Here is an 18,670-nt window from a genome sequence, read left to right on the forward strand (position 1 = left end):
CGAGGCGAAGAGAGCGGGGAGCGGGATGGCGGCGAAGGGGCGGGTCACGATCCGCGAGGTGGCGGAGCGGGCGGGCGTGTCCGTGGCCACGGTCTCGCGCGTGCTGAGCGGGAACTACCCGGTCCCGCCGGCCACCCGCACCCGGGTCCTGCGCGCGGCACGGGCCCTGGACTATGTCGCCAACGCCCACGCCCGGGCCCTGGTGGGCGGCGGCCGCAAGATGGTGGCCGTCGTGCTGCGCCAGGTCACCAGCCCCTTCTACGCACAGGTCGCCGAGGGCGTGGAGGCGGAGGCGGCCGGGCGCGGGTGGCTGTGCCTGGTGGGCACCACGGGCGGCGACCCGGAGCGCGAGCTGGAGTTCGTCCAGCTGATGCGGGAGGAGGGCGCCCGGCTGGTGATCCTGGTGGGCGGGGTGGTCGAGGACGACGCCTACCGCGAGCGGGTGACCCACTACGCGCAGGCCCTCGACGCCGCGGGGGCCCGGCTGGTGCTGTGCGGGCGGCCCGCGCCCGGCCCGGACATCCCCGCGCTCGTCGTGGAGTTCGACAACGAGGCCGGCGCCCATGCCATCACCGGACATCTGCTCTCCGCGGGCCACCGCCGGATCGTGTTCCTCGGCGGGCTGCCCGGCAACACGGCCCTCGACGCACGGGTCGCCGGCTACCGGGCCGCCCTCGCACAGCACGGGCTGCCGCCCGAGGCCGCACACGTCGTCGACTGCGGCCTGGGCCGCGCCGCCGGGCACCGCGCGATGGCCGAACTCCTCCGCGACGGGGCCGGGTTCACGGCCGTGTTCGCCGGGGACGACATGGTGGCCGCAGGGGCGCTGCGCGCCATCGCCGAGGCGGGGTTGCGGGTCCCCGACGACATCTCCGTCGTCGGCTACAACGACATCCCGCTCGCCGAGGACTTCAACCCCCCGCTGACCACCGTCCGCACCCCCGCCGAGGAACTCGGCCGCGCCGCCGTGCGCATCGCCCTGCGCGACCCCGAACACGCCGCGGGCGCCCACCATCTGCTCGGCACCCACATCGTGGTACGCGACAGCGTCGCCGCGCCGCGCGGCCACTGACACACCGACGGCGGGGTGTGATCAGCGTGGCATGAGCTTGAGCGTCGTGGCGCGCGCCGTGTCCGCCACCATGGGGGTGACATAGGTGGCGCTGTAGCGGCTGTACTTGGAGCGGTACGCGGCGTCGAGCCGGTCGTTGAGGCCGGGGTCGGTCTCCTCGGTGAGGGTGACGTCCTTGTCGACGCCGCCGGAGCGGATGTGGCCCGCGTGGCTGGACTGGGCAGCGCGGTACCAGGTGCCGCCGCTGCCCCGGTAGGAGCGGACGTAGAGGTCGTCACCGTCCCGGACGACCCAGATCGGCACCGCCGGGCGCGCTGTTCCGTCGCCCCGGAGCGGTGCCATCTGGAGTTCGTCCGACGTCTCGATCCTGCTGAGCTCGTCGTTCGTCCATGTCGTCATCGGCTCGTCTCCTTCGGGGTGCGCTTCGCGGTACGAGTGATGCGGCGGGCAGTGGTGGTCGGCGGCTGCTTCGGCAGTTCCATCATGCGTTCTTTCGTCGTGTCTTTCTCGCCGGGTTGCTCATCGGGCCGGGCCGCCCCGGACGCCGCTTGCTGAGTGGACGTCAGAACACCCCCGGTGCCACGGGTTTGAGCCTTCGCCGGGCCGTTCCGGACGCCCCATGGGCGGCTGGGCCCCCCGCCTGACCGGGGACGACTCCGAAATTATCTAGTACACAAGTCTTGTATCCCAGTTCTCGTTTCTCTAGTGTCCCAGCTCGAACGGCCCGGCTGACGCGGCCGGACACCTCGACGAAAGGGACGAGAGTGGCAGACCTCAGTGGTCTCTGTATCGCGGTCACCGGTGCCGGGCGCGGCATCGGACGGTCGATCGCACTGCGGCTCGCCTCGGCGGGCGCGCACCTGGCCGTCATCGACCGCGACGCCGCCCGCGCCGAAGCCGTACGCGCCGAAGTGGCCGCGCTCGGCCGGCCCGCGCTCGCCGTACCCGGCGATGTGACCCGCGCCGCCGACTGCGCCGAGATGGTCCGGCGCACCGCCGGCGGGCTCGGGCGGCTCGACGTCATGGTCTGCAACGCGGGAATCGTGCAGGTCAAGCCCTTCCCGGAGATCACCGAGGAGGACTGGGACGCCACCTTCGCGGTCAATGTGAAGGGGACCTTCCTGACCATGCAGGCCGCCGCCGCACGGATGCGCGCCCAGGAACCCCTGGCCGCCAACCGCCCCCGCGGCAAGATCATCACCATGTCGTCGATCGCCGGACGGTACGGCGCCGGCCCGATGGCCCCCCTCACCCCCCACTACCGCGCCAGCAAGGCGTCGGTCATCAGCCTCACCCAGACCGCGGCCTACGCGCTGGCCCCGGACATCACCGTCAACGCCATCTGCCCCGGCCTCGTCGAGACCGACATGTGGCGCCAGATCGACCAGGAGTGGGCCGCCGCCGAGGGCTGGAGCGAGGGCGAGGCGTGGAAGCGCCGTACCGCCGCCGTCCCCCTGGGCCGCCCGCAGACGCCGGATGACGTCGCGGGCCTCGCCCTCTACCTCTGCTCACCCGATTCCGACTACATGACCGGCCAGGCCGTCAATATCGACGGCGGCCTGATCATGAGCTGAGCCGCCCCTCATCCCCGCCAGATCGAGGAAGCACATGACACACGCACCAAGCGGGACCACCACCACGACGCTGGACGAGGCCGGGGCACGGGCAGCCGTCTCGCGCATCTCGTGGCGGATCCTTCCGCTCATCGCCGTCGGCTACGTCATCGCGTACATCGACCGCACCAACATCGGCTTCGCCCAGCTGGGCATGGGCGAGGATCTGGGCATCAAGGCCGCGGCATACGGCTTCGCCGCCTCGATCTTCTTCATCGCCTACTTCTTCTTCGAGGTGCCCAGCAATCTGCTGCTGCGCCGCTTCGGCGCCCGCGCCTGGCTCGCCCGCATCATGGCGACCTGGGGGATCATCACGGTGATCACCGGGTTCACCACCAACGTGCAGATGCTGTACGTGATGCGCTTTCTGCTCGGCGTCGCGGAGGCCGGTTTCTTCCCCGGCATCATCGTCTACCTGACCACCTGGTTCCGCTCCGGCGACCGGGCCGTCGCGCTCGGCTGGCTGGTGCTGGCCCAGCCCATCTCGTTCATCTTCGGCGGGCTCCTCGGCGGCCTGATCCTGGACCACACCGGCTGGCTCGGGCTGCCCGGCTGGCGCTGGCTGTTCATCCTGACCGGCGTGCCCGCGATCCTGATGGCCGTCGTGACCTTCGTCTTCCTCCCCAACTCCCCGGCGACCGCCCGCTGGCTCGACCTCGCCGACCGCGACTGGCTGAACACCTCGCTGGAGAGCGAGCAGGGCACCGGCCACGACGAGGGCGTACGGGCCCAGCTCACCGCCCTGAAGAACCGACGGGTGCTGCACCTGGCCGCCACCCATCTGGCGCTCGCCATCGGCACCTACGGGTTCAACCTCTTCCTGCCGCTGATCATCAAGCAGATCAACCCCGACTACTCGGCCACGAACATCGGCTTCGTCGCGGCCATCCCCTATATCTGCGCCGCGATCGCGCTGCTGATCAACGCGCGGCTGTCGAAGCGGGTCCGCGAGCGCAAGTACCTGGTCGCCGTGCCGCTCGCCCTCGCGGCGGTGGGCCTCGCCGGCGTGATCGCGCTGCGCGACCACCCCGGGCCCGCGGTGGTCGCGCTCGCGGTGACCGGGGTCGGGGCCTTCGCCTGGCTCCCGCCGTTCTGGTCGCTGACCACCGACAGCATCTCCAAGACCCATGTCGCCGTCGGCATCGCCACCATCAACTCCATCGGCAACCTCGGCGGGTTCATCGGCCCGTACCTCGTCGGCAAGGAGACCGACGGCTCCACCGTCACCGCGGGCCTGCTGATCCCCGTCGTGTCCCTGGTGGTCTCGACCGTGCTAATCCTCCTGTGGCGCAGCCCGGCCCGGCAGCCGGGCGCCGGAACCGAGGCGGGAGCCGAACCGGGAGCCGAGCCGGCGCCCGCGGCCGAAGCGCCCGCCACCACCCGCTGACACCCCCCGCCACCCACCCGCAACGTCCCGCAACACAAGGAGCCGACCGTTGTCAGCCGCCACGTCGCTCGCGTCCCTCCTGGACGGCCCCGGCATCGTCCTGGCCCCGGGCGCGCCCGACTCCGTCACGGCCCGCCTCGTCCAGGCCGCCGGGTTCCCGGCCGTCTACATGACGGGCTTCGGAGCCACGGCCAGCCGCCTGGGCACGCCCGACATCGGGCTGCTCAGCCAGACCGAGATGACCGAACACGCCCGCAACATGACCCGCGCGGTGTCCATCCCGGTCATCGCGGACGCCGACACCGGATACGGCGGCCCGTCCAACATCCACCGCACCGTACGGGAGTACATCCAGGCCGGGGTGGCGGCCATCCACCTCGAGGACCAGGTGGCCCCCAAGCGGTGCGGCCAGATGAGTGGCATCCGGCTGATGCCCGAGGACGAGAGCGCCGCCCGGCTCGCCTGCGCCGTCGATGCCCGTGGCGCGGACGACCTGCTCGTCATCGGACGCACCGACGCGCTCCCCGCCGCCGGGGTCGAGGAGGCGGTACGCCGCGCCCGCCGCTACCAGGACGCCGGCGCCGACCTGGTGTTCGTCGACGGCATCAAGCGGATCGAGGAGGTGGAGGCGGTCGCCAAGGCCATCGAGGGCCCCAAGGTGGTGTCCATCGTGGACGGTAACGAGACCACCCGGCTGACCGCCTCCGACCTGGCCGACATGGGCTTCTCGATGGTGTTCTACGCGGTCACGGCGCTGTTCACCGCCACCCGCGCGGTCGCCGACGCCCTGGACCACCTGCGGGCGGCCGGGACCCCCGCGGGCGGCCCGGCCCAGCACACCTACGCCGAGTTCAGCGACCTCGTCGATCTCGGCTTCCACCAGGACCTCGACCATCGCTACGGGAGCTGATCGCCGCCATGTTCACAGTGGTCGTCACCGACTACGAATTCGCCGACCTCGAGCCCGAGCGGCAGGTCCTGGAGGCGGCGGGGCTCACCCTCGTACCGGCCCAGGCCACCACTGAGGACGAGCTGATCGAGGTCTGCGCCGACGCCGACGCCGTCATCAACCAGTACGCCCCCGTCACGGCCAAGGTGATCAGGAGCCTCACCCGCTGCCGGGTGATCTCCCGCTACGGCATCGGGCTCAACACCATCGACGTCCCGGCCGCCACCAAGGCGGGCATCGCCGTCGCCAATGTGCCGGACGGCTCCCTGGAGGAGGTGTCCGACCACGCCGCGGCCCAGATCCTCACCCTCGCCCGGGGGCTGCACCGCTACGACGCCGCGATCCGCCGGGGCACCTGGGACTACACCGTGGCGGGGCCACTGCGGCGGCTGCGCGGGCGCACGCTCGGGCTGGTCGGGTTCGGCCGCATCCCGCGGCTGCTCGCCGAGAAGCTGGCCGGCTTCGGGATGGCGGTCCTCGCCCACGACCCGTTCGCCGACCCCTCCCACGCGGCGGCGCTCGGCGTCCGGCTGGTGGATCTGGACACCCTCTGCCGCGAGTCCGACGTGGTGTCCGTGCACGCCCCACTGACCGCGGAGACCGAAGGGATGATCGGGCGCGCGCAGTTCGCCGCCATGAAGCCCACCGCCTGCCTGGTGAACACGGCACGCGGACCGGTCGTGGACCAGGACGCGCTCATCGAGGTCCTGGAGACCGGGCGGATCGCGGGCGCCGGGCTGGACGTGTTCGCCGATGAACCCATCGGCCCCGACCACCCGTTGGCCCGCTGCGAGAACGTGGTCCTCTCCCCGCACACCGCCTGGTACTCGGAGGACTCCGAGATCGAGATCCGGACGAAGACGGCCCGCAACGTGGTGGACGTCGCCCAGGGGCGGCTGCCCACCTATCTCGTCAACCACGAGGTCAGCCCCGCCACGCCACTGGCCGGGCCGGATCCGGCGATACGGTAGCGTTTGGGAGATCTGCGGGACGGAGTTGCGGTGAGCGCTGGGAGGGGCATGGCACACACGACGAGCGGCAGAAAGTCCTCGTCGCTGGCCTCCGACGTGGCCCGGCGTCTCCGCGCGGCGATCGTGGACGGCGACTTCGACCTGGGCGAGGCACTCTCCGAGGACGGACTCGCCTCCGCCCTCGGAGTGAGCCGCACCCCGGTGCGCGAGGCGCTGCGGATGCTCCAGCTCCAGGGGCTGGTCGAGGTCGTGCCGAAGTCGGGCACGTATGTCTTCCAGCCCACCGAGGACGAGATCTTCGAGCTGTGCGAATACCGCACCACCCTGGAGGTCCGCGCCGCCCAGCTGGCCCTCGAACGCAACCCCGGGGCCGCCCTCGCCACCATGCGCACGGCCGTCGCCACCATGACCGAGGCCCTGGCGGACAACAACACCAAGGCCTACAACACCGCCGACACGGCCTTCCACGAGGCGTTCTTCGCCCAGTGCGGCAACCGCTATCTGAGCGACGCCTACCAGATGAGCCTGGCCCGTGTCTCGGCCCTCCGCGTCCACCTCACCTTTCTCGCCGCCACGGAACCCATGCGCTCCTTCGACGAGCACCAGCGGATCGTCGAGATCTTCGCCGCGGGCCGGACGGACGAGCTCGAGGAGATCCTGAAGTCACACATCATGCGGACGCGCGAGAACTATCTGAAGGCCCTGCGGGCCCGCGCCGCCCGCGGCGCCGAGTCCAAGACGCAGGGCCTGCGCCGCAAACTGGGCCTGTCCACCTGAGCTTTTCCGGCCAGGTAGTGCGCGACGGGGTGGTCCCGAAAGAGCCAGAGAATCGGCGAACGACCAGGAAGGTCCCTCCGCGCGCCCTCAGGTCAGGGCCCGTTGCCTGGATGTGGCTTGCAAGTTCGTCAGCCAGCTGTACGGGACCGTTGCGGGAGCGTTCGGCGCGGCGGTGTCGGCCGAGCTGGGACAAACATGACGGCGCTTGTGTATATCAGGATTTGCATCGCAACATGACGGCATAAGTCGAACGGTATAGTGACTGCGTGACCTCGGAACGCCGCCTGGACAGACGGCAGTTCGGGCACCGTGCCCGGCTGGTGCTTAGCTCTGCTGAGATCCGGCTCATCGACGACCAGGCGCACGCGGCCCGCACCATGTGGAACTGCCTGCACGCCTGGTGGACCATGCTGTCGAAGGACAAGCGAACACTGGCCGCCGCCGACGCGGCGATACGGCAGGCTCGCAAGGAGATCGACTGGCTCGGTGTCCTGCCTGCGCAGGCCGCGCAGGCGGTACTCAAGACATACTTCCAGGCATGGAAGAACCGCTGGGAGGGTCGAGCCCAGGAGCCGAACTTCAAGGCCCGCTTCCGGTCGGTGATGAGCGTGGACATCCCGCAGGGGCGGGATTTGCAGATCACCCGAGTGCACCGCCGCTGGGGCGTGGTCAACATCCCCAAGGTCGGCCGTGTCCGCTTCCGCTGGACTCGTGACCTGCCCGTAGGGAAGAAGGCGGAGACCGACAACCGCATCACCGGAGCCCGCCTCGTGAAGGATGCGCTCGGCTGGCACATCGCCTTCCGTATCACCACTCGGGAGTCCCCACCCGCCTTCCACCAGGGACCGGAAGTCGGCATTGATGCCGGGGTGAACATCCCCCTCGCCCTTTCGGACGGCAACCACCAGGACCACGGGCGACCGCCTCGTCTTCCAGACGGAACCTCCGACCGGGATAAGTGGCTCAACCCTGATGAGAAGGTCAAGCTGCTCCGCCTGGAACGGTGGGCCGCCCGTCTCAAGCAGCACCGCGAGCCCGGACAGCGGTCCTCGAACCGGCTGCGGGCGGTATACGACCAGATCGGCAAGCTCCGAGCGAAAGCCAAGCGACGGGCAACCGACTGGCAGCACCGGACCACCACCGAGATCGCCAGGAGGTACGGCGTGATCGTGGTGGAACACCTGGACATCGCGAACATGACCAAGAGTGCCCGGGGCACCATTGAGGAGCCGGGGAAGAACGTCAAGCAGAAGGCCGGTCTGAACCGCTCCATCAGCCAGGAGGCATGGGGCCGGACGGTGACGATGCTGGCGTACAAGGCCGCCCGCTTCGGCGGCACCTGCACAAGGTTCCCGCCCCTGGCACCTCCCAGCGCTGCTCAGCCTGCGGTTTCTTCACGCCGGGCAGCCGGGAGAGTCAGGCCGTGTTCGTGTGCAAGAACCCCGGCTGCGGCTGGTCGGGCAACGCCGACTGGAGCGCCGCCCGGAACGTCTTGCACCTGTACCGGATGGGCCTCGCGCTCGTCCCGGCTGCCGGGAGGGCAGTCGTCAGGCGCTCACCCGGCGTCAAGCCCGCCGCTGCAAGGTAGGCGGGAATCTCCTTCCTGGGATTTGCCGAAGGGAGGAGAACACTTCAACTGTGCGGGGACGATGTCTTCTGGACCGGCGGCTGGGCCGACGGCGCGGTGACCACCGGGCTGAACGCCGTCTGGGGCGTGATGAGCCAGCTGGGCGGAAAGACCACCGCCGCCAACCCGGGGCCGGGCGACCGCTTCGAGGAGCTCAGGCCGATACGTCTGCCGTAGACCGTCCGGCAGTAGGGCCCGCCGAGCGGTAGAGGGCCACAGCGATGCGGACGAACGAGCGGACGAGCGGATCGGCGCCCTCGGTGTTCCAGGCGACCACGAGACGGCTGGGCGCCATGTCGGCCAGCGGCACGGTGATGAGCCCCTCGGGCAGGGTGTGCCCGAGGGGCATCACCCCGACCGTGCCGTTCCAGGCGACGGCCTGGAGACACTCCTGGGCCGTGCGGACCACGGGCCCGTCCCGGCGCTCACCGGGGGAGGTGGCGCCGGCCCAATAGGCGGACCAGAGGGGATCGGTGCCGTCGGGCAGCCGGAACCACCGGCGCTCGGCGAGATCGCGCAGCCGCACCGTGGCGTGGCGGGCGAGCGGGTCCCCGGCGCGCAGCACCACCCCGACCGGGTCGGAGCGCAGCACATGGGTGCTGATCCCGGTGTCGTCGAACGGAGCCCGGGTGAGCGCGACATCGACGAGACCGGCCCGAAGGCCCGTGGTCGGGTCGGTGAAGTCGGCTTCGCGGATGCCGACCTGGACATCGGGGTGACGCCGGCGGAAGGCCGCGACCAAGCGGTTTCCGGCCTGCTCGGCGCTGTCGGCGAGCGTGCCGATGGTCATGGTGGCGGCGCCCGCCGCGGCGGCGACCCGGGCGCGCGCCTGCTCCGCCCGGTCCAGCAGCGTGCGCGCCTCGTCGTAGAGCGCGCTTCCGGCCGCGGTGAGGGTGACCCCCGTGGCGGAGCGGTGCAGCAGCGGTGTGCCCAGCTCGCTCTCCAGCTGCTTGACGGCCCGGCTCAGGGGCGGCTGGGTCATGTGCAGACGGGCCGCGGCGCGCCCGAAGTGGCGTTCCTCGGCGACGGCCACGAAGTAGCGCAGCGAGCGAAGGTCCATCACCGGCCACGATACCCGCACGGTATCGGGCGTGCGGAACGGGTCTTGGACCGCGCGGGCGCACCGCGCTGGACTGGACGGACCTGAAAGGAGTCGGTGTCATGACCGAATACACGCTGCCCGATCCCGTGGTGCAGACCGAAGGCGCGCGGGAGCTCGCCCGTGATCTGGTGGTGATCCCGAACCGGGGCGTACAGCTGGTGCCCAACATCGGCGTCATCGGCGGTACGCACTCCGTGCTGGTCGTCGAGACCGGGATGGGCCCGGGCAACGCCGGCACCGTGCTGAAATTCGCGGCCGACTACGCGGGCGGCCGCACGCTGTATCTGACCACGACCCACTTCCACCCCGAGCACGCCTTCGGCGCGCAGGCGTTCACCGGGGCGGCGACATTCCTGGTCAACAAGGCGCAGGCCGAGGATCTGGCCACCAAGGGCCCCGGCTACCTCGGCATGTTCCGGGGGCTCGGTGAACCGGTGGCGCGGCAGCTGGAGGGTGTCGAACTGGCCATCCCGGACATCGTCTACGACACCTCGTACGACCTCGATCTCGGCGGCCGGGTGGTCCGGCTGCGCGCCACGGGCCGGGCGCACAGCAAGGGCGACCAGGTGGTCACGGTCCCGGACGCGGAGGTGATGTTCACCGGCGACCTGGCGGAGACCGGGCAGTTCGCGATCTTCCCCTGGTTCCCGCCTCACGACACCGATGTGTCCGGCATCCACTGGATCGAGGTGATACGACGCCTGGCCGCCGCCGGCTCGCGGGTGGTGGTTCCCGGCCATGGTGACATCGGCGGCCCGCGGCTGCTGGCCGACGTCCGCGACTACCTCGAACTGCTGCGGGACGAGACCTGGGTACGCCGGGACTCGGCCATGAGCGAGGAGACGATCGTCGAGGAGGTCAGGGCGCTGATGATCGAGCGGCACCCGGAGTGGGCCGGTCGGGAGTGGATCGACAAGGGCGTCGGCTGCCTGTGCTCCGAACACGCCGCCGTCTGACGGTGTGTTCGGGGCGGTCTCGGGGACGGCCGGTTTTTAAGTCATGCGCTTGACTTGAATGTTGGCGTTCCGGTTGGCTGGACGTACCGAGCCACCAAGCCCCTTGACGCAGGAGGCCGTTGTGAGTGATGCGCGCGGCGAACGGACCCTGAACTACCCCATCCCCGCCCCCGCGGCCCTGGAGCCGCCCCCGGAGTGGACCGAGCTGCGGGAGCGGTGCCCGGTCGCGCCGGTGACCCTGCCAAGCGGGGACGAGGCCTCGCTGGTCACGCGGTACGAGGACGTCAGAAGCGTGCTGGCCGACCCGAGGTTCACCCGGGAGCTGAACGCGCCCGGCGCGGCCCGGATCATCGACACCGAGTCGGGCGGGCTGTTCAACAGCCCGGTGGCGAACATCCTCGCCGCCGAGGGCCACCAGCGGTGGCGGCGGACGGTCGGCAAGTGGTTCACCGCCAGGCGCATGGCCGCGCTGCGGCCCGCGATCGAGGCGATGGCCGACCGGCTCATCGACGAGATGCTGGCCCACGGCCAACCCGCGGACCTCGTCACACACCTGGCCTTCCCGCTGCCGGTGTGGGTGATCTGCGACATGCTCGGCGTCCCGGAGGGCGAGCGCGACTCGTTCGCCCACTGGTCCGATGTCACCCTCAGCCTCACCGAGTACACCGAGGCCGAGATCGACGCCGCCCAGGCGGCGTTCACCGCGTATCTCACCCAGCTCGTCGACGGCAAGCGCGCACACCCCGGTGACGACCTGCTCAGCGAGCTGATCGCCGCCACCGACGCCGAGGGCACGCCGATGTCCGACGCCGCCCTCGTGGCCACCGCCCAGGCGCTGCTGGTCGCCGGACACGAGACCACCGCAAGCATGATCGCGAAGATGGTGGCCATGCTGCTGGCCGACCGGCGCCACTGGGAGCGGCTGCTCGCCGACCGGTCGCTGGTCCGCACGGCCGTGGAGGAGGTGCTCCGCTACGACCCCAACGGCGGCTTCGGGATCCCCCGATACCTCCACGAGGACGCCGAGATCGCCGGCGGAGTGGTCCCCTCCGGCACCACCGTGATCTGTAGCATGGCCGCGGCCAACCGCGACGAGAGCGCGTTCGCGGGCGCCGGCGAGCTCGACCCCGGCCGCAGCCCCAACCCCCACCTCGCCTTCGGCGCCGGCGCCCACTCCTGCCTTGGGCAGCCCCTGGCCCGCACCGAACTCCAGGCCGTGCTCGACGTACTGCTGCGCCGCCTGCCCACCCTCAACCTGGCGTCCGGCGCGGATGAGCTGCGCCGGGTCGAGGGGCTGGTCGTCGGCCGGCTGCGCGAGGTCCCGGTGCGCTGGTGACGCGACCGCCCGCCCTCTGATCCCCCCACCACCACCGCCAGGCCGAGGAGACACGGCAATGAAGATCACTGTTGACGATGTGAAGTGCTGCGGCGCGGGCCAGTGCGTGCTGCTCGCGCCGGAGGTGTTCGACCAGCGCGACGAGGACGGCATCGTCGTCCTCCTCGACGCGGAGCCCCCGGCCGAACTGCACACCGCCGTAAAGGAAGCGGCCAGTGTGTGCCCCGCCGCCGCGATCTCGCTCAGCGACACCGAGTGAACACGATGACTTCTCAGGACGGAGAGACATGTCCACCCCGGTGAACACGGCCCAAGACGCCTCGGCCGACCTCCCCGAGTTCCCCATGGCCAGGCCGCCCCGCTGCCCCCTCGACCCCCCGGAGGGGCTGCGCGCCCTCCAGGACGACGGCCCGCTGACGAGGGTGCGGCTGTGGAACGGCAGCACACCGTGGCTGGTGACGCGCCACGCCGAACAGAAGGCGCTGTCCACCGACCCCCGGCTCAGCGCCGACCCGAACAGCCCCGGCTTCCCGCACGCCACCGAGAGCAAGGGCGGCAAGCTCAGCTTCGTCACGATGGACGACCCCGAACACGCCCGGCTGCGCCGGATGGTCAGCGGCGCCTTCACCGTCAAGCGAATCGAGGCGATGCGCCCCCTCGTCCAGGACATGGTGGACGGCTTCATCGACGATCTGCTGGCCGGCCCCAACCCCGTCGACCTGGTCGAGGCCTTCGCGCTGCCGGTGCCCTCCCTGGTGATCTGCAAGCTGCTGGACGTGCCGTACGAGGACCACGCGTTCTTCCAGTCCAACAGCAAGACCCTGATCAGCCGGGCGGCCACCCCCGATGAGCGCCTGGAGGCCCACCAGAGGCTCTTCCGGTATCTGGACGACCTGGTGGGCAGGAAGATGGAATCCGCGGGGGACGACCTGCTGTCCGCCGTGGCCGCACGCGTCAAGGCGGGCGAGCTGTCCCGCGAGGACGCCGCCCTGATGGGCGTGCTCCTGCTGCTCGGTGGCCACGAGACCACCGCCAACATGATCGCCCTCGGCACCTTCACCCTGCTCCAGCACCCCGAACAGCTGGCACGCCTCCGCGAGACCGACGACCCCAAGCTGATCGCCTCCTCGGTCGAGGAACTGCTGCGCTACCTCACCATCGCGCACAATGGCCGACGGCGCGTGGCGCTGGCCGACATCGAGATCGGCGGCCAGGTCATCCGGGCCGGCGAGGGCGTGATCATCGCCAGCGATCTCGGCAACCGCGACGCCACCGTCTTCCCGGACCCCGACCAGCTGGACATCGCCCGCGACGCCCGGCGCCATGTGGCCTTCGGTACCGGAGTCCACCACTGCCTGGGCCAGCCGCTCGCCCGCCTCGAACTCCAGGTCGTCTACGGCACCCTCTACCGGCGCATCCCCACCCTGCGGCTCGCGACCGACGTGGACCGCATCCCCTTCAAACACGACGGCTTCATCTACGGCGTCCACGAACTGCCCGTCACCTGGTAATTGCCGGGACCAGGCCCTGTCTCCCCGATCTCTGCGGGCCCGCGACGCCTGGCACGCTCCCCCAGCTACCGCTGGGCGGTGCCCCCTCCCAGCTACCGCTGGGCGGTGCCCCCTCCCAGCTACCGCTGGGCGGTGCCCCCTGACGCCGCGGCCCCCGCGGCGTCAGCCGCTGATGTCACCGTCACAGAGATCGGGGAGACAGGGCCTAGGACGCCGGGGCCGGCGCGGCGAGCGACTGGTGCCGGTAGTCCCTGGGCGGCAGCCCGTACGCGCCGCGGAAGGCGCGGCTGAACACGGCGGCATGGGTGAATCCCCGGCGGGCGGCGATGCGATGGATGGGGGTGGTGTGCAGCAGGGGGTCGGTGAGGTCGCGGCGGGCGGCCTCCAGACGTTGCCGGCGGATCCAGGAGGAGACGGTCGTGGAGCCGTGTTCCTGGAAGAGCCGGTGCAGGTGGCTGACGGAGATGTGGTGTCCGGCCGCGATGGTGGCCGGGCTCAGGCCCGGGTCGTGCAGATGCTGTTGGATGAAGGCGCCGATGCGCAGCGTCAGGGATCGGCGGGCGCTCTCCGGTTCGGGGGCCGCTTCGGACTCCAGCAGTTGCGCGAAGAACGCCGACAACAGATCCAGCAGTACGTTCCCCAGCCGGGGGGCATCGGACGGCCGGAGTTCCTCGGCATGCCCGACGACCTGGGTGAGGAACCCCGTCAGCAGTGGCCCGACGCCCCTGTCGCCCGCGATCCGCCGCCCCGGAAACCGGTCGATCCCGCCGACGGGCAGCCGTGGCAGGGTGCCGGGGAAGGCGACGGACACCGCCTCGCACCGGTCCCGCCCGTCGACCGCCTCGAAGGCGGCCGACTGCGGTGGCGACACGCCGTGAACATACAGATCACCCGCCACCGACACGCTCGCCGAGCCGTCCCACGCCGCCCGCAGCCGCGTCCCGCGCAGGGGCACCAGCAACTGGTGCATGTCGGGGCGCGGCAGGCCCTCCCTCCCGGGGAGCCGCCACGTCCGGTGGGGCGGCAGCTCCACCGTCCTCACCAGCACGGATCCAAGCCTGAGTGCACGCTCGTACAAGGCGAAGTCCGTGGTGTGCCGACTCCGGAATACGGGCTTGAACACCGTGTCCCCCGTTCTTGTCGCGGTCCACGTGAGCGTCACCCGCGGCGGCGCCCCGGTGGGAGGACGCCCGTGGACCCCTTGTTGTCGCCGTCTTCCCGTGCTAGGGCGCCTTGACCGACACTGAGAAGGTGGACCGACAGGCAGAGCTGAAGGCATTCCTCCGTTCTCGTCGTGCGCGGATACGCCCCTCGGACGTCGGCCTGCCGACCTTCGGGGACCGGCGCCGGGTGCCCGGGCTGCGGCGCGAGGAACTGGCGCGGCTCGCCGGCATCGGGGTCGACTACTACGTACGGCTGGAGCAGGGGCGCAATGAGAAGATCTCCGGCGAACTCCTGGACGCCATCGCCCGCGCGCTGCGCCTGGACGAGGTGGAACGCGCCCATCTGCACAACCTCGCCCGCCCCGCCCGGCGCAACGGACACCGCTGCGACGAGCGGGCCGCGCCCGGTCTCCAGCGGCTGCTGGACTCCATGACACAGGCCCCGGCGTACGTCGTCGGCCGCAGGACACGCGTGCTGGCGTGGAACCGGCTGGCCGCCTCGGTGTTCGGCGACTTCGGAGCGGTGCCGGTACGGGACCGCAGCATGGCCCGGCTGGTCTTCCTCGACCCGGCCTCCCGCGGGCTGTACCGCGACTGGGAGGCGAAGGCCCGCGACGTCATCGCGCGGCTGCGGCTGGAGATCGGTCTGCGTCCCGACGACACGGAACTGACCGCGCTCGTGACCGAACTGTCGGACGAGAGCCCCGACTTCCGCCGGTTATGGGAGGACCAGGACGTGGTGGACAAGACCCACGGCGGCTACCGCCTGTACCACGAGAGCATCGGCCCCTTCTCCATGGACTTCCGCGCGTTACGCCTGCCCGAGGAGCCGGACCAGCTGCTCGTGGCGTACATCGTCGAGCCCGGCTCGGCCCTGGAGGCCGCCATGCGGCGCCTGGACGGGGCCGCGGGCGGGTAGGCCCGGAACCGGCTGCCCTGGGGTCGCGAACCGGCGGGGCCATTGCCGTTGTGGGGTCCCGCGCCATATCGGGGTGGCGGCCCCGCTTCTACCGTCCGCTGACATGACCAAGACAAGAGTCGCCATGGCCGTGACGGCCGCAACGCCACTGAGGCTACTGACCCTTCTGGCCGCCCTCGCCGCCGTCCTGCTGCCCGCCCCCGCCGCGCAGGCGGCCTCCGCCCGGTCCGTCCAGGCCGCCGTCCAGGAGGTCACCGGCTTCGGATCCAACCCGGGCGCGCTGAGGATGTACCGCTATGTGCCGGACGGGCTGCCCGCCGGGCGCCCCGTGGTCGTCGCGCTGCACGGCTGCACGCAGACCGCGCCCGGCTACGGAACGCAGAGCGGCTGGACCGAACTGGCCGACCGCTGGGGCTTCTCCGTCGTGCTGCCCGGACAGACCACCGCCAACAACATCAGCTCCTGCTTCAACTGGTTCCAGACCGGGGACATCACCCGCGGCCAGGGAGAAGCCGAGTCGATCAGGCAGATGGTCGACCGGCAGCTCGCCGACACCGGCGCCGACCGCGCGCGGGTGTACGTCACCGGGCTGTCCGCCGGGGGCGGAATGACCTCGGTGATGATGGCCGGCTACCCGGACCGGTTCGCCGCGGGCGGGGTCGTCGCCGGGCTGCCGTACGGCTGCGCGCAGGCCGCCGGATCGCCGTACCTCTGCATGTACGTGGGCGCGAGCCAGACCGCCGGGCAGTGGGGCGACCGGGTGCGCGCGGCGGCGCCCGCCGGATACGCCGGGCCGTGGCCCCGGCTGACCGTGTTCCAGGGCACCGCCGACTACACCGTGAAGCCCGTCAACATGACCGACCTGGTGGCGCAGTGGACGAACGTCCAAGGCACCGACCGGACCCCCGACGCCGAGGACACGGTCGGCGGCTATCCGCACCAGGTGTACACCGACGCCTCCGGGGCGACGGTGGCCGAGACGTACAGCATCACCGGCATGGGCCACGGCCAGCCGGTCGACCCCGGCACCGGCGCCGCCCAGTGCGGCACGGCCGCCGCGTACGTCCTGGACGTCGATCTCTGCGCCGCCTACCGGATGGGACGAGCCTGGGGACTCGGCTGAACCGCGGGCGCGCCCGGCGGCGGCGTCCCGTGCGCGCGCCCTGTCGCGACGCGCCGCCGTAGGGGATGCTCCGGTGGCATGAGCAGACCCGCGGATCACCTGAACCGCCGTACGAGAGGCTGGATCCGGCCCCTCGTCATCGGCCTCGTCGCCACCCTCACCTGGAGCTCACCGGCCGGCGCGGACACCTCCCGCGCCGACCTGGGAGCCGACCTCGGGACCGCCCTCGACACCATCCTCGCCGACCCCCTGCTGAAGGGCGGCGCGGCGGGGGTGGTGGTCGCCGACGCCGACTCCGGCGCCACCCTCTACCGGCACCGGCCGGACGACCGGCTGATGCCCGCCTCCAACACCAAGCTCCTCACCTCGGCCGCCGCCATGGGGCTGCTCGGCCCCGACTACACCTACCGGACCGAGGTGCTGACCGACGGCAGCCGCCGGGGGCAGGTGCTCAAGGGCGACCTGTACCTGCGAGGCACCGGCGACCCGACGATGCTCGCCGCGGACTACCAACAACTCGCCGCGCGGCTCGCCGAGTCGGGCATCAAGCGGGTCACCGGGCGGCTGATCGCCGACGACACCCGGTTCGACACCCAGCGCGTCGGCCGCTCCTGGGCCGCCGACGACGAGTCCTCCTACTACGCGGCCCAGATCTCCCCGCTGAACCTCGCCCCCGACACCGACTACGACGCGGGCAGCGTCATCGTCGAGACCACCCCCGGCGCGGCGCCGGGAGACCGCCCGAGGGTCACGCTCAACCCGAAGACCGGTTACCTCCGGATCGACAACCGCGCCACCACCGCCGCCACCGGAAGTGGTTCCACCCTCTCCGTGGAACGGCAGCACGGCTCCAACACCATCACCGTCAGCGGCGCCATCCCCGCGGGAAGCGGCCCGGCCAAGGAGTGGGTCAGCGTCTGGGAGCCCACCGGCTACGCCGCCTCGGTGTTCGCCGGCGCGCTCGCCGACCACGGCGTCAAGGTCGCCGGGGCCACCCGCCTCGGCCGGGCCACCCCGGCCGACGCGCGGCAGCTCGCCTCACACCAGTCGATGCCGCTCAAACGACTGCTGATCCCGTTCATGAAGCTGTCCAACAACATCCACGCCGAGGTGCTCACCAAGACCATCGGCTACGAGACGGCGGGCCGCGGCACCTGGAGCGCGGGCCTCGCCGTAATCTCCGACTGGCTGAAGAAGCAGGGCGTGGATGTCGGCGCGGTGCGCCAGGTCGACGGCTCCGGGCTGTCCCGGGTGGACAACATCGCGGCCGGCCGCCTCGTCGAACTGCTGCTGTCGGTCCGCGACGAGCCCTGGTACGCCGACTGGTACGCCTCGCTGCCCGTGGCCTGCGCCCCGGACCGGTTCGTGGGCGGCACCCTGCGCTCGCGGATGTGCGGCACCCCGGCGGCGCGCAACGCGCGCGGCAAGACCGGCTCGTTGACCGGCGCCTCCGCGCTCTCCGGATATGTCACCGACGCGGACGGCCGGGAGCTGGCCTACAGCGTGGTCCTCAACAACTACCTCGCGTCGTCCGTGAAGAGCGTGGAGGACGCGATCGTGGTGACCCTCGCCAAGTCCGGCGCGGATCGGGCCACCACCGCCGTCCGCCCGAGCGCGGTACCGGGCCGTGCCGGGGCGGCCGAACTCGAATGCTCCTGGACCAAGCCCCGGCGCTGCTGAACCGCGCCGGGAGCCGGGGCGGGCCGTTGTCCGCCCCGGCGCGTCACGCCCGCGGTACGGCGGTCCTCCGTGCCATGACCGCCTCGATGAACCTCTCCGGCGGGAGGTAGGAGTGCGCGGTGATGTAGTGGTGGACGAGATTGGGCGCGACCAGCCACCCGCCGTCGCGGCCCACCACCCGGACCTCGGCGCTGCCGAGGGAAACGCGGTCCTGGCCGACGTGAATGACCGCCGGGTACGGGACCTCTCCACCTGGGTGCGGGAGGCGGCAGCGGTGCCATCCGCGCATCACCATGTGGCGGTCGTCGCGGCACAACAGCGCGAGAGCCTGGACGAATTCCTCCGGAACCGCGCCCCGGGGGAATTCCTCGCCTGGTTCCAGCCACCCGATATTGACCGCCGGGGTTCCGTCGGGGACCGATCCTGTTGTGTAGGCGTAGGGGGAAAGGTCCGCGTAGTGGGTCATCGCAGTGCGCTCCTGGAT

17 protein-coding genes and 2 pseudogenes are annotated in these 18,670 nt (G+C 71.4%); 15 read left to right on the forward strand and 4 right to left on the reverse strand.

Annotation, left to right across the window (positions count from 1 at the left end; translation table 11 throughout):
- Nucleotides 1–25 precede the first annotated feature (25 nt).
- Nucleotides 26–1,072, forward strand: a complete 1,047-nt coding sequence (locus ACZ4WQ_RS34520; protein WP_358847866.1) for a LacI family DNA-binding transcriptional regulator — start codon at nt 26–28, stop codon at nt 1,070–1,072.
- A 21-nt stretch (nt 1,073–1,093) separates the two neighbouring features.
- Here ACZ4WQ_RS34520 and ACZ4WQ_RS34525 read toward each other — a convergent pair whose 3' ends face one another.
- Complete coding sequence (locus ACZ4WQ_RS34525) at nt 1,094–1,471, reverse strand: DUF2255 family protein (protein ID WP_385345870.1); 378 nt, start codon at nt 1,469–1,471, stop codon at nt 1,094–1,096.
- Nucleotides 1,472–1,836: 365 nt separating this feature from the next.
- Between ACZ4WQ_RS34525 and ACZ4WQ_RS34530 the strand changes: the two genes are divergently transcribed.
- The 7 genes and pseudogenes from ACZ4WQ_RS34530 to ACZ4WQ_RS34560 form a co-directional block, all read left to right on the forward strand.
- Nucleotides 1,837–2,646 carry an SDR family NAD(P)-dependent oxidoreductase gene (locus ACZ4WQ_RS34530; protein ID WP_398375605.1) on the forward strand — a complete coding sequence of 270 codons (810 nt, stop codon included), beginning with the start codon at nt 1,837–1,839 and terminating at the stop codon, nt 2,644–2,646.
- Between the two features lie 34 nt (nt 2,647–2,680).
- Nucleotides 2,681–4,072: an MFS transporter gene (locus ACZ4WQ_RS34535; protein ID WP_398375606.1), complete on the forward strand. Its 1,392-nt coding sequence runs from the start codon at nt 2,681–2,683 to the stop codon at nt 4,070–4,072.
- A 49-nt stretch (nt 4,073–4,121) separates the two neighbouring features.
- Complete coding sequence (locus ACZ4WQ_RS34540; RefSeq protein WP_311730496.1) at nt 4,122–4,982, forward strand: isocitrate lyase/PEP mutase family protein; 861 nt, start codon at nt 4,122–4,124, stop codon at nt 4,980–4,982.
- Between the two features lie 8 nt (nt 4,983–4,990).
- On the forward strand, nt 4,991–5,992 hold the full coding sequence (locus ACZ4WQ_RS34545; RefSeq protein WP_398375608.1) for a C-terminal binding protein: 1,002 nt from the start codon (nt 4,991–4,993) through the stop codon (nt 5,990–5,992).
- 48 nt (nt 5,993–6,040) lie between these two features.
- Nucleotides 6,041–6,769, forward strand: coding sequence for a GntR family transcriptional regulator (locus ACZ4WQ_RS34550; protein WP_311730494.1), 729 nt, complete (start codon nt 6,041–6,043; stop codon nt 6,767–6,769).
- A 317-nt stretch (nt 6,770–7,086) separates the two neighbouring features.
- Nucleotides 7,087–8,357, forward strand: a pseudogene (locus tag ACZ4WQ_RS34555) (RNA-guided endonuclease InsQ/TnpB family protein).
- 33 nt (nt 8,358–8,390) lie between these two features.
- Nucleotides 8,391–8,573: pseudogene (locus ACZ4WQ_RS34560) on the forward strand (amine oxidase); the annotation flags it as partial.
- Here the strand turns inward: ACZ4WQ_RS34560 and ACZ4WQ_RS34565 are convergent.
- A complete protein-coding gene (locus tag ACZ4WQ_RS34565) occupies nt 8,551–9,456 on the reverse strand; it encodes a LysR family transcriptional regulator (RefSeq protein ID WP_398375609.1) in 906 nt (301 codons plus the stop codon). The pseudogene ACZ4WQ_RS34560 and the gene ACZ4WQ_RS34565 overlap by 23 nt on opposite strands.
- A 101-nt stretch (nt 9,457–9,557) precedes the next feature.
- Here ACZ4WQ_RS34565 and ACZ4WQ_RS34570 point away from each other — a divergent pair, with 101 nt between their 5' ends.
- From ACZ4WQ_RS34570 to ACZ4WQ_RS34585, 4 genes are all read left to right on the forward strand, one after another.
- Complete coding sequence (locus ACZ4WQ_RS34570; RefSeq protein WP_398375611.1) at nt 9,558–10,454, forward strand: MBL fold metallo-hydrolase; 897 nt, start codon at nt 9,558–9,560, stop codon at nt 10,452–10,454.
- A 121-nt stretch (nt 10,455–10,575) separates the two neighbouring features.
- Complete coding sequence (locus ACZ4WQ_RS34575; RefSeq protein ID WP_398375612.1) at nt 10,576–11,790, forward strand: cytochrome P450; 1,215 nt, start codon at nt 10,576–10,578, stop codon at nt 11,788–11,790.
- Between the two features lie 58 nt (nt 11,791–11,848).
- A complete protein-coding gene (locus ACZ4WQ_RS34580) occupies nt 11,849–12,049 on the forward strand; it encodes a ferredoxin (protein WP_311730489.1) in 201 nt (66 codons plus the stop codon).
- Between the two features lie 28 nt (nt 12,050–12,077).
- Nucleotides 12,078–13,301, forward strand: coding sequence for a cytochrome P450 (locus ACZ4WQ_RS34585; protein ID WP_398375614.1), 1,224 nt, complete (start codon nt 12,078–12,080; stop codon nt 13,299–13,301).
- Nucleotides 13,302–13,506: 205 nt separating this feature from the next.
- Here ACZ4WQ_RS34585 and ACZ4WQ_RS34590 read toward each other — a convergent pair whose 3' ends face one another.
- On the reverse strand, nt 13,507–14,349 hold the full coding sequence (locus tag ACZ4WQ_RS34590; protein WP_385345854.1) for an AraC family transcriptional regulator: 843 nt from the start codon (nt 14,347–14,349) through the stop codon (nt 13,507–13,509).
- Nucleotides 14,350–14,552: 203 nt separating this feature from the next.
- Here ACZ4WQ_RS34590 and ACZ4WQ_RS34595 point away from each other — a divergent pair, with 203 nt between their 5' ends.
- From ACZ4WQ_RS34595 to dacB, 3 genes are all read left to right on the forward strand, one after another.
- On the forward strand, nt 14,553–15,383 hold the full coding sequence (locus ACZ4WQ_RS34595; protein WP_385345852.1) for a helix-turn-helix domain-containing protein: 831 nt from the start codon (nt 14,553–14,555) through the stop codon (nt 15,381–15,383).
- A gap of 103 nt (nt 15,384–15,486) precedes the next feature.
- Nucleotides 15,487–16,506, forward strand: a complete 1,020-nt coding sequence (locus ACZ4WQ_RS34600) for an extracellular catalytic domain type 1 short-chain-length polyhydroxyalkanoate depolymerase (RefSeq protein WP_385345850.1) — start codon at nt 15,487–15,489, stop codon at nt 16,504–16,506.
- A gap of 78 nt (nt 16,507–16,584) precedes the next feature.
- Nucleotides 16,585–18,186, forward strand: a complete 1,602-nt coding sequence (gene dacB, locus ACZ4WQ_RS34605; protein ID WP_385345848.1) for a D-alanyl-D-alanine carboxypeptidase/D-alanyl-D-alanine endopeptidase — start codon at nt 16,585–16,587, stop codon at nt 18,184–18,186.
- A gap of 43 nt (nt 18,187–18,229) precedes the next feature.
- Here the strand turns inward: dacB and ACZ4WQ_RS34610 are convergent, their stop codons facing one another.
- Nucleotides 18,230–18,652, reverse strand: a complete 423-nt coding sequence (locus tag ACZ4WQ_RS34610; RefSeq protein ID WP_385345846.1) for a DUF7919 family protein — start codon at nt 18,650–18,652, stop codon at nt 18,230–18,232.
- Between the last annotated feature and the right edge of the window lie 18 nt (nt 18,653–18,670).

The sequence above is a fragment of the Streptomyces sp. NPDC028305 genome (genome assembly GCF_055569495.1).

Excerpts from the sequence above, each read along its gene's own strand:
- ACZ4WQ_RS34520 (WP_358847866.1), top strand. The coding sequence starts at position 26 with ATGGCGGCGAAGGGGCGGGTCACGATCCGCGAGGTGGCGGAGCGGGCG.
- ACZ4WQ_RS34525 (WP_385345870.1), bottom strand. The coding sequence starts at position 1,471 with ATGACGACATGGACGAACGACGAGCTCAGCAGGATCGAGACGTCGGAC.
- ACZ4WQ_RS34535 (WP_398375606.1), top strand. The coding sequence starts at position 2,681 with ATGACACACGCACCAAGCGGGACCACCACCACGACGCTGGACGAGGCC.
- ACZ4WQ_RS34545 (WP_398375608.1), top strand. The coding sequence starts at position 4,991 with ATGTTCACAGTGGTCGTCACCGACTACGAATTCGCCGACCTCGAGCCC.
- ACZ4WQ_RS34550 (WP_311730494.1), top strand. The coding sequence starts at position 6,041 with ATGGCACACACGACGAGCGGCAGAAAGTCCTCGTCGCTGGCCTCCGAC.
- ACZ4WQ_RS34565 (WP_398375609.1), bottom strand. The coding sequence starts at position 9,456 with ATGGACCTTCGCTCGCTGCGCTACTTCGTGGCCGTCGCCGAGGAACGC.
- ACZ4WQ_RS34570 (WP_398375611.1), top strand. The coding sequence starts at position 9,558 with ATGACCGAATACACGCTGCCCGATCCCGTGGTGCAGACCGAAGGCGCG.
- ACZ4WQ_RS34580 (WP_311730489.1), top strand. The coding sequence starts at position 11,849 with ATGAAGATCACTGTTGACGATGTGAAGTGCTGCGGCGCGGGCCAGTGC.
- ACZ4WQ_RS34585 (WP_398375614.1), top strand. The coding sequence starts at position 12,078 with ATGTCCACCCCGGTGAACACGGCCCAAGACGCCTCGGCCGACCTCCCC.
- ACZ4WQ_RS34600 (WP_385345850.1), top strand. The coding sequence starts at position 15,487 with ATGACCAAGACAAGAGTCGCCATGGCCGTGACGGCCGCAACGCCACTG.
- dacB (WP_385345848.1), top strand. The coding sequence starts at position 16,585 with ATGAGCAGACCCGCGGATCACCTGAACCGCCGTACGAGAGGCTGGATC.
- ACZ4WQ_RS34610 (WP_385345846.1), bottom strand. The coding sequence starts at position 18,652 with ATGACCCACTACGCGGACCTTTCCCCCTACGCCTACACAACAGGATCG.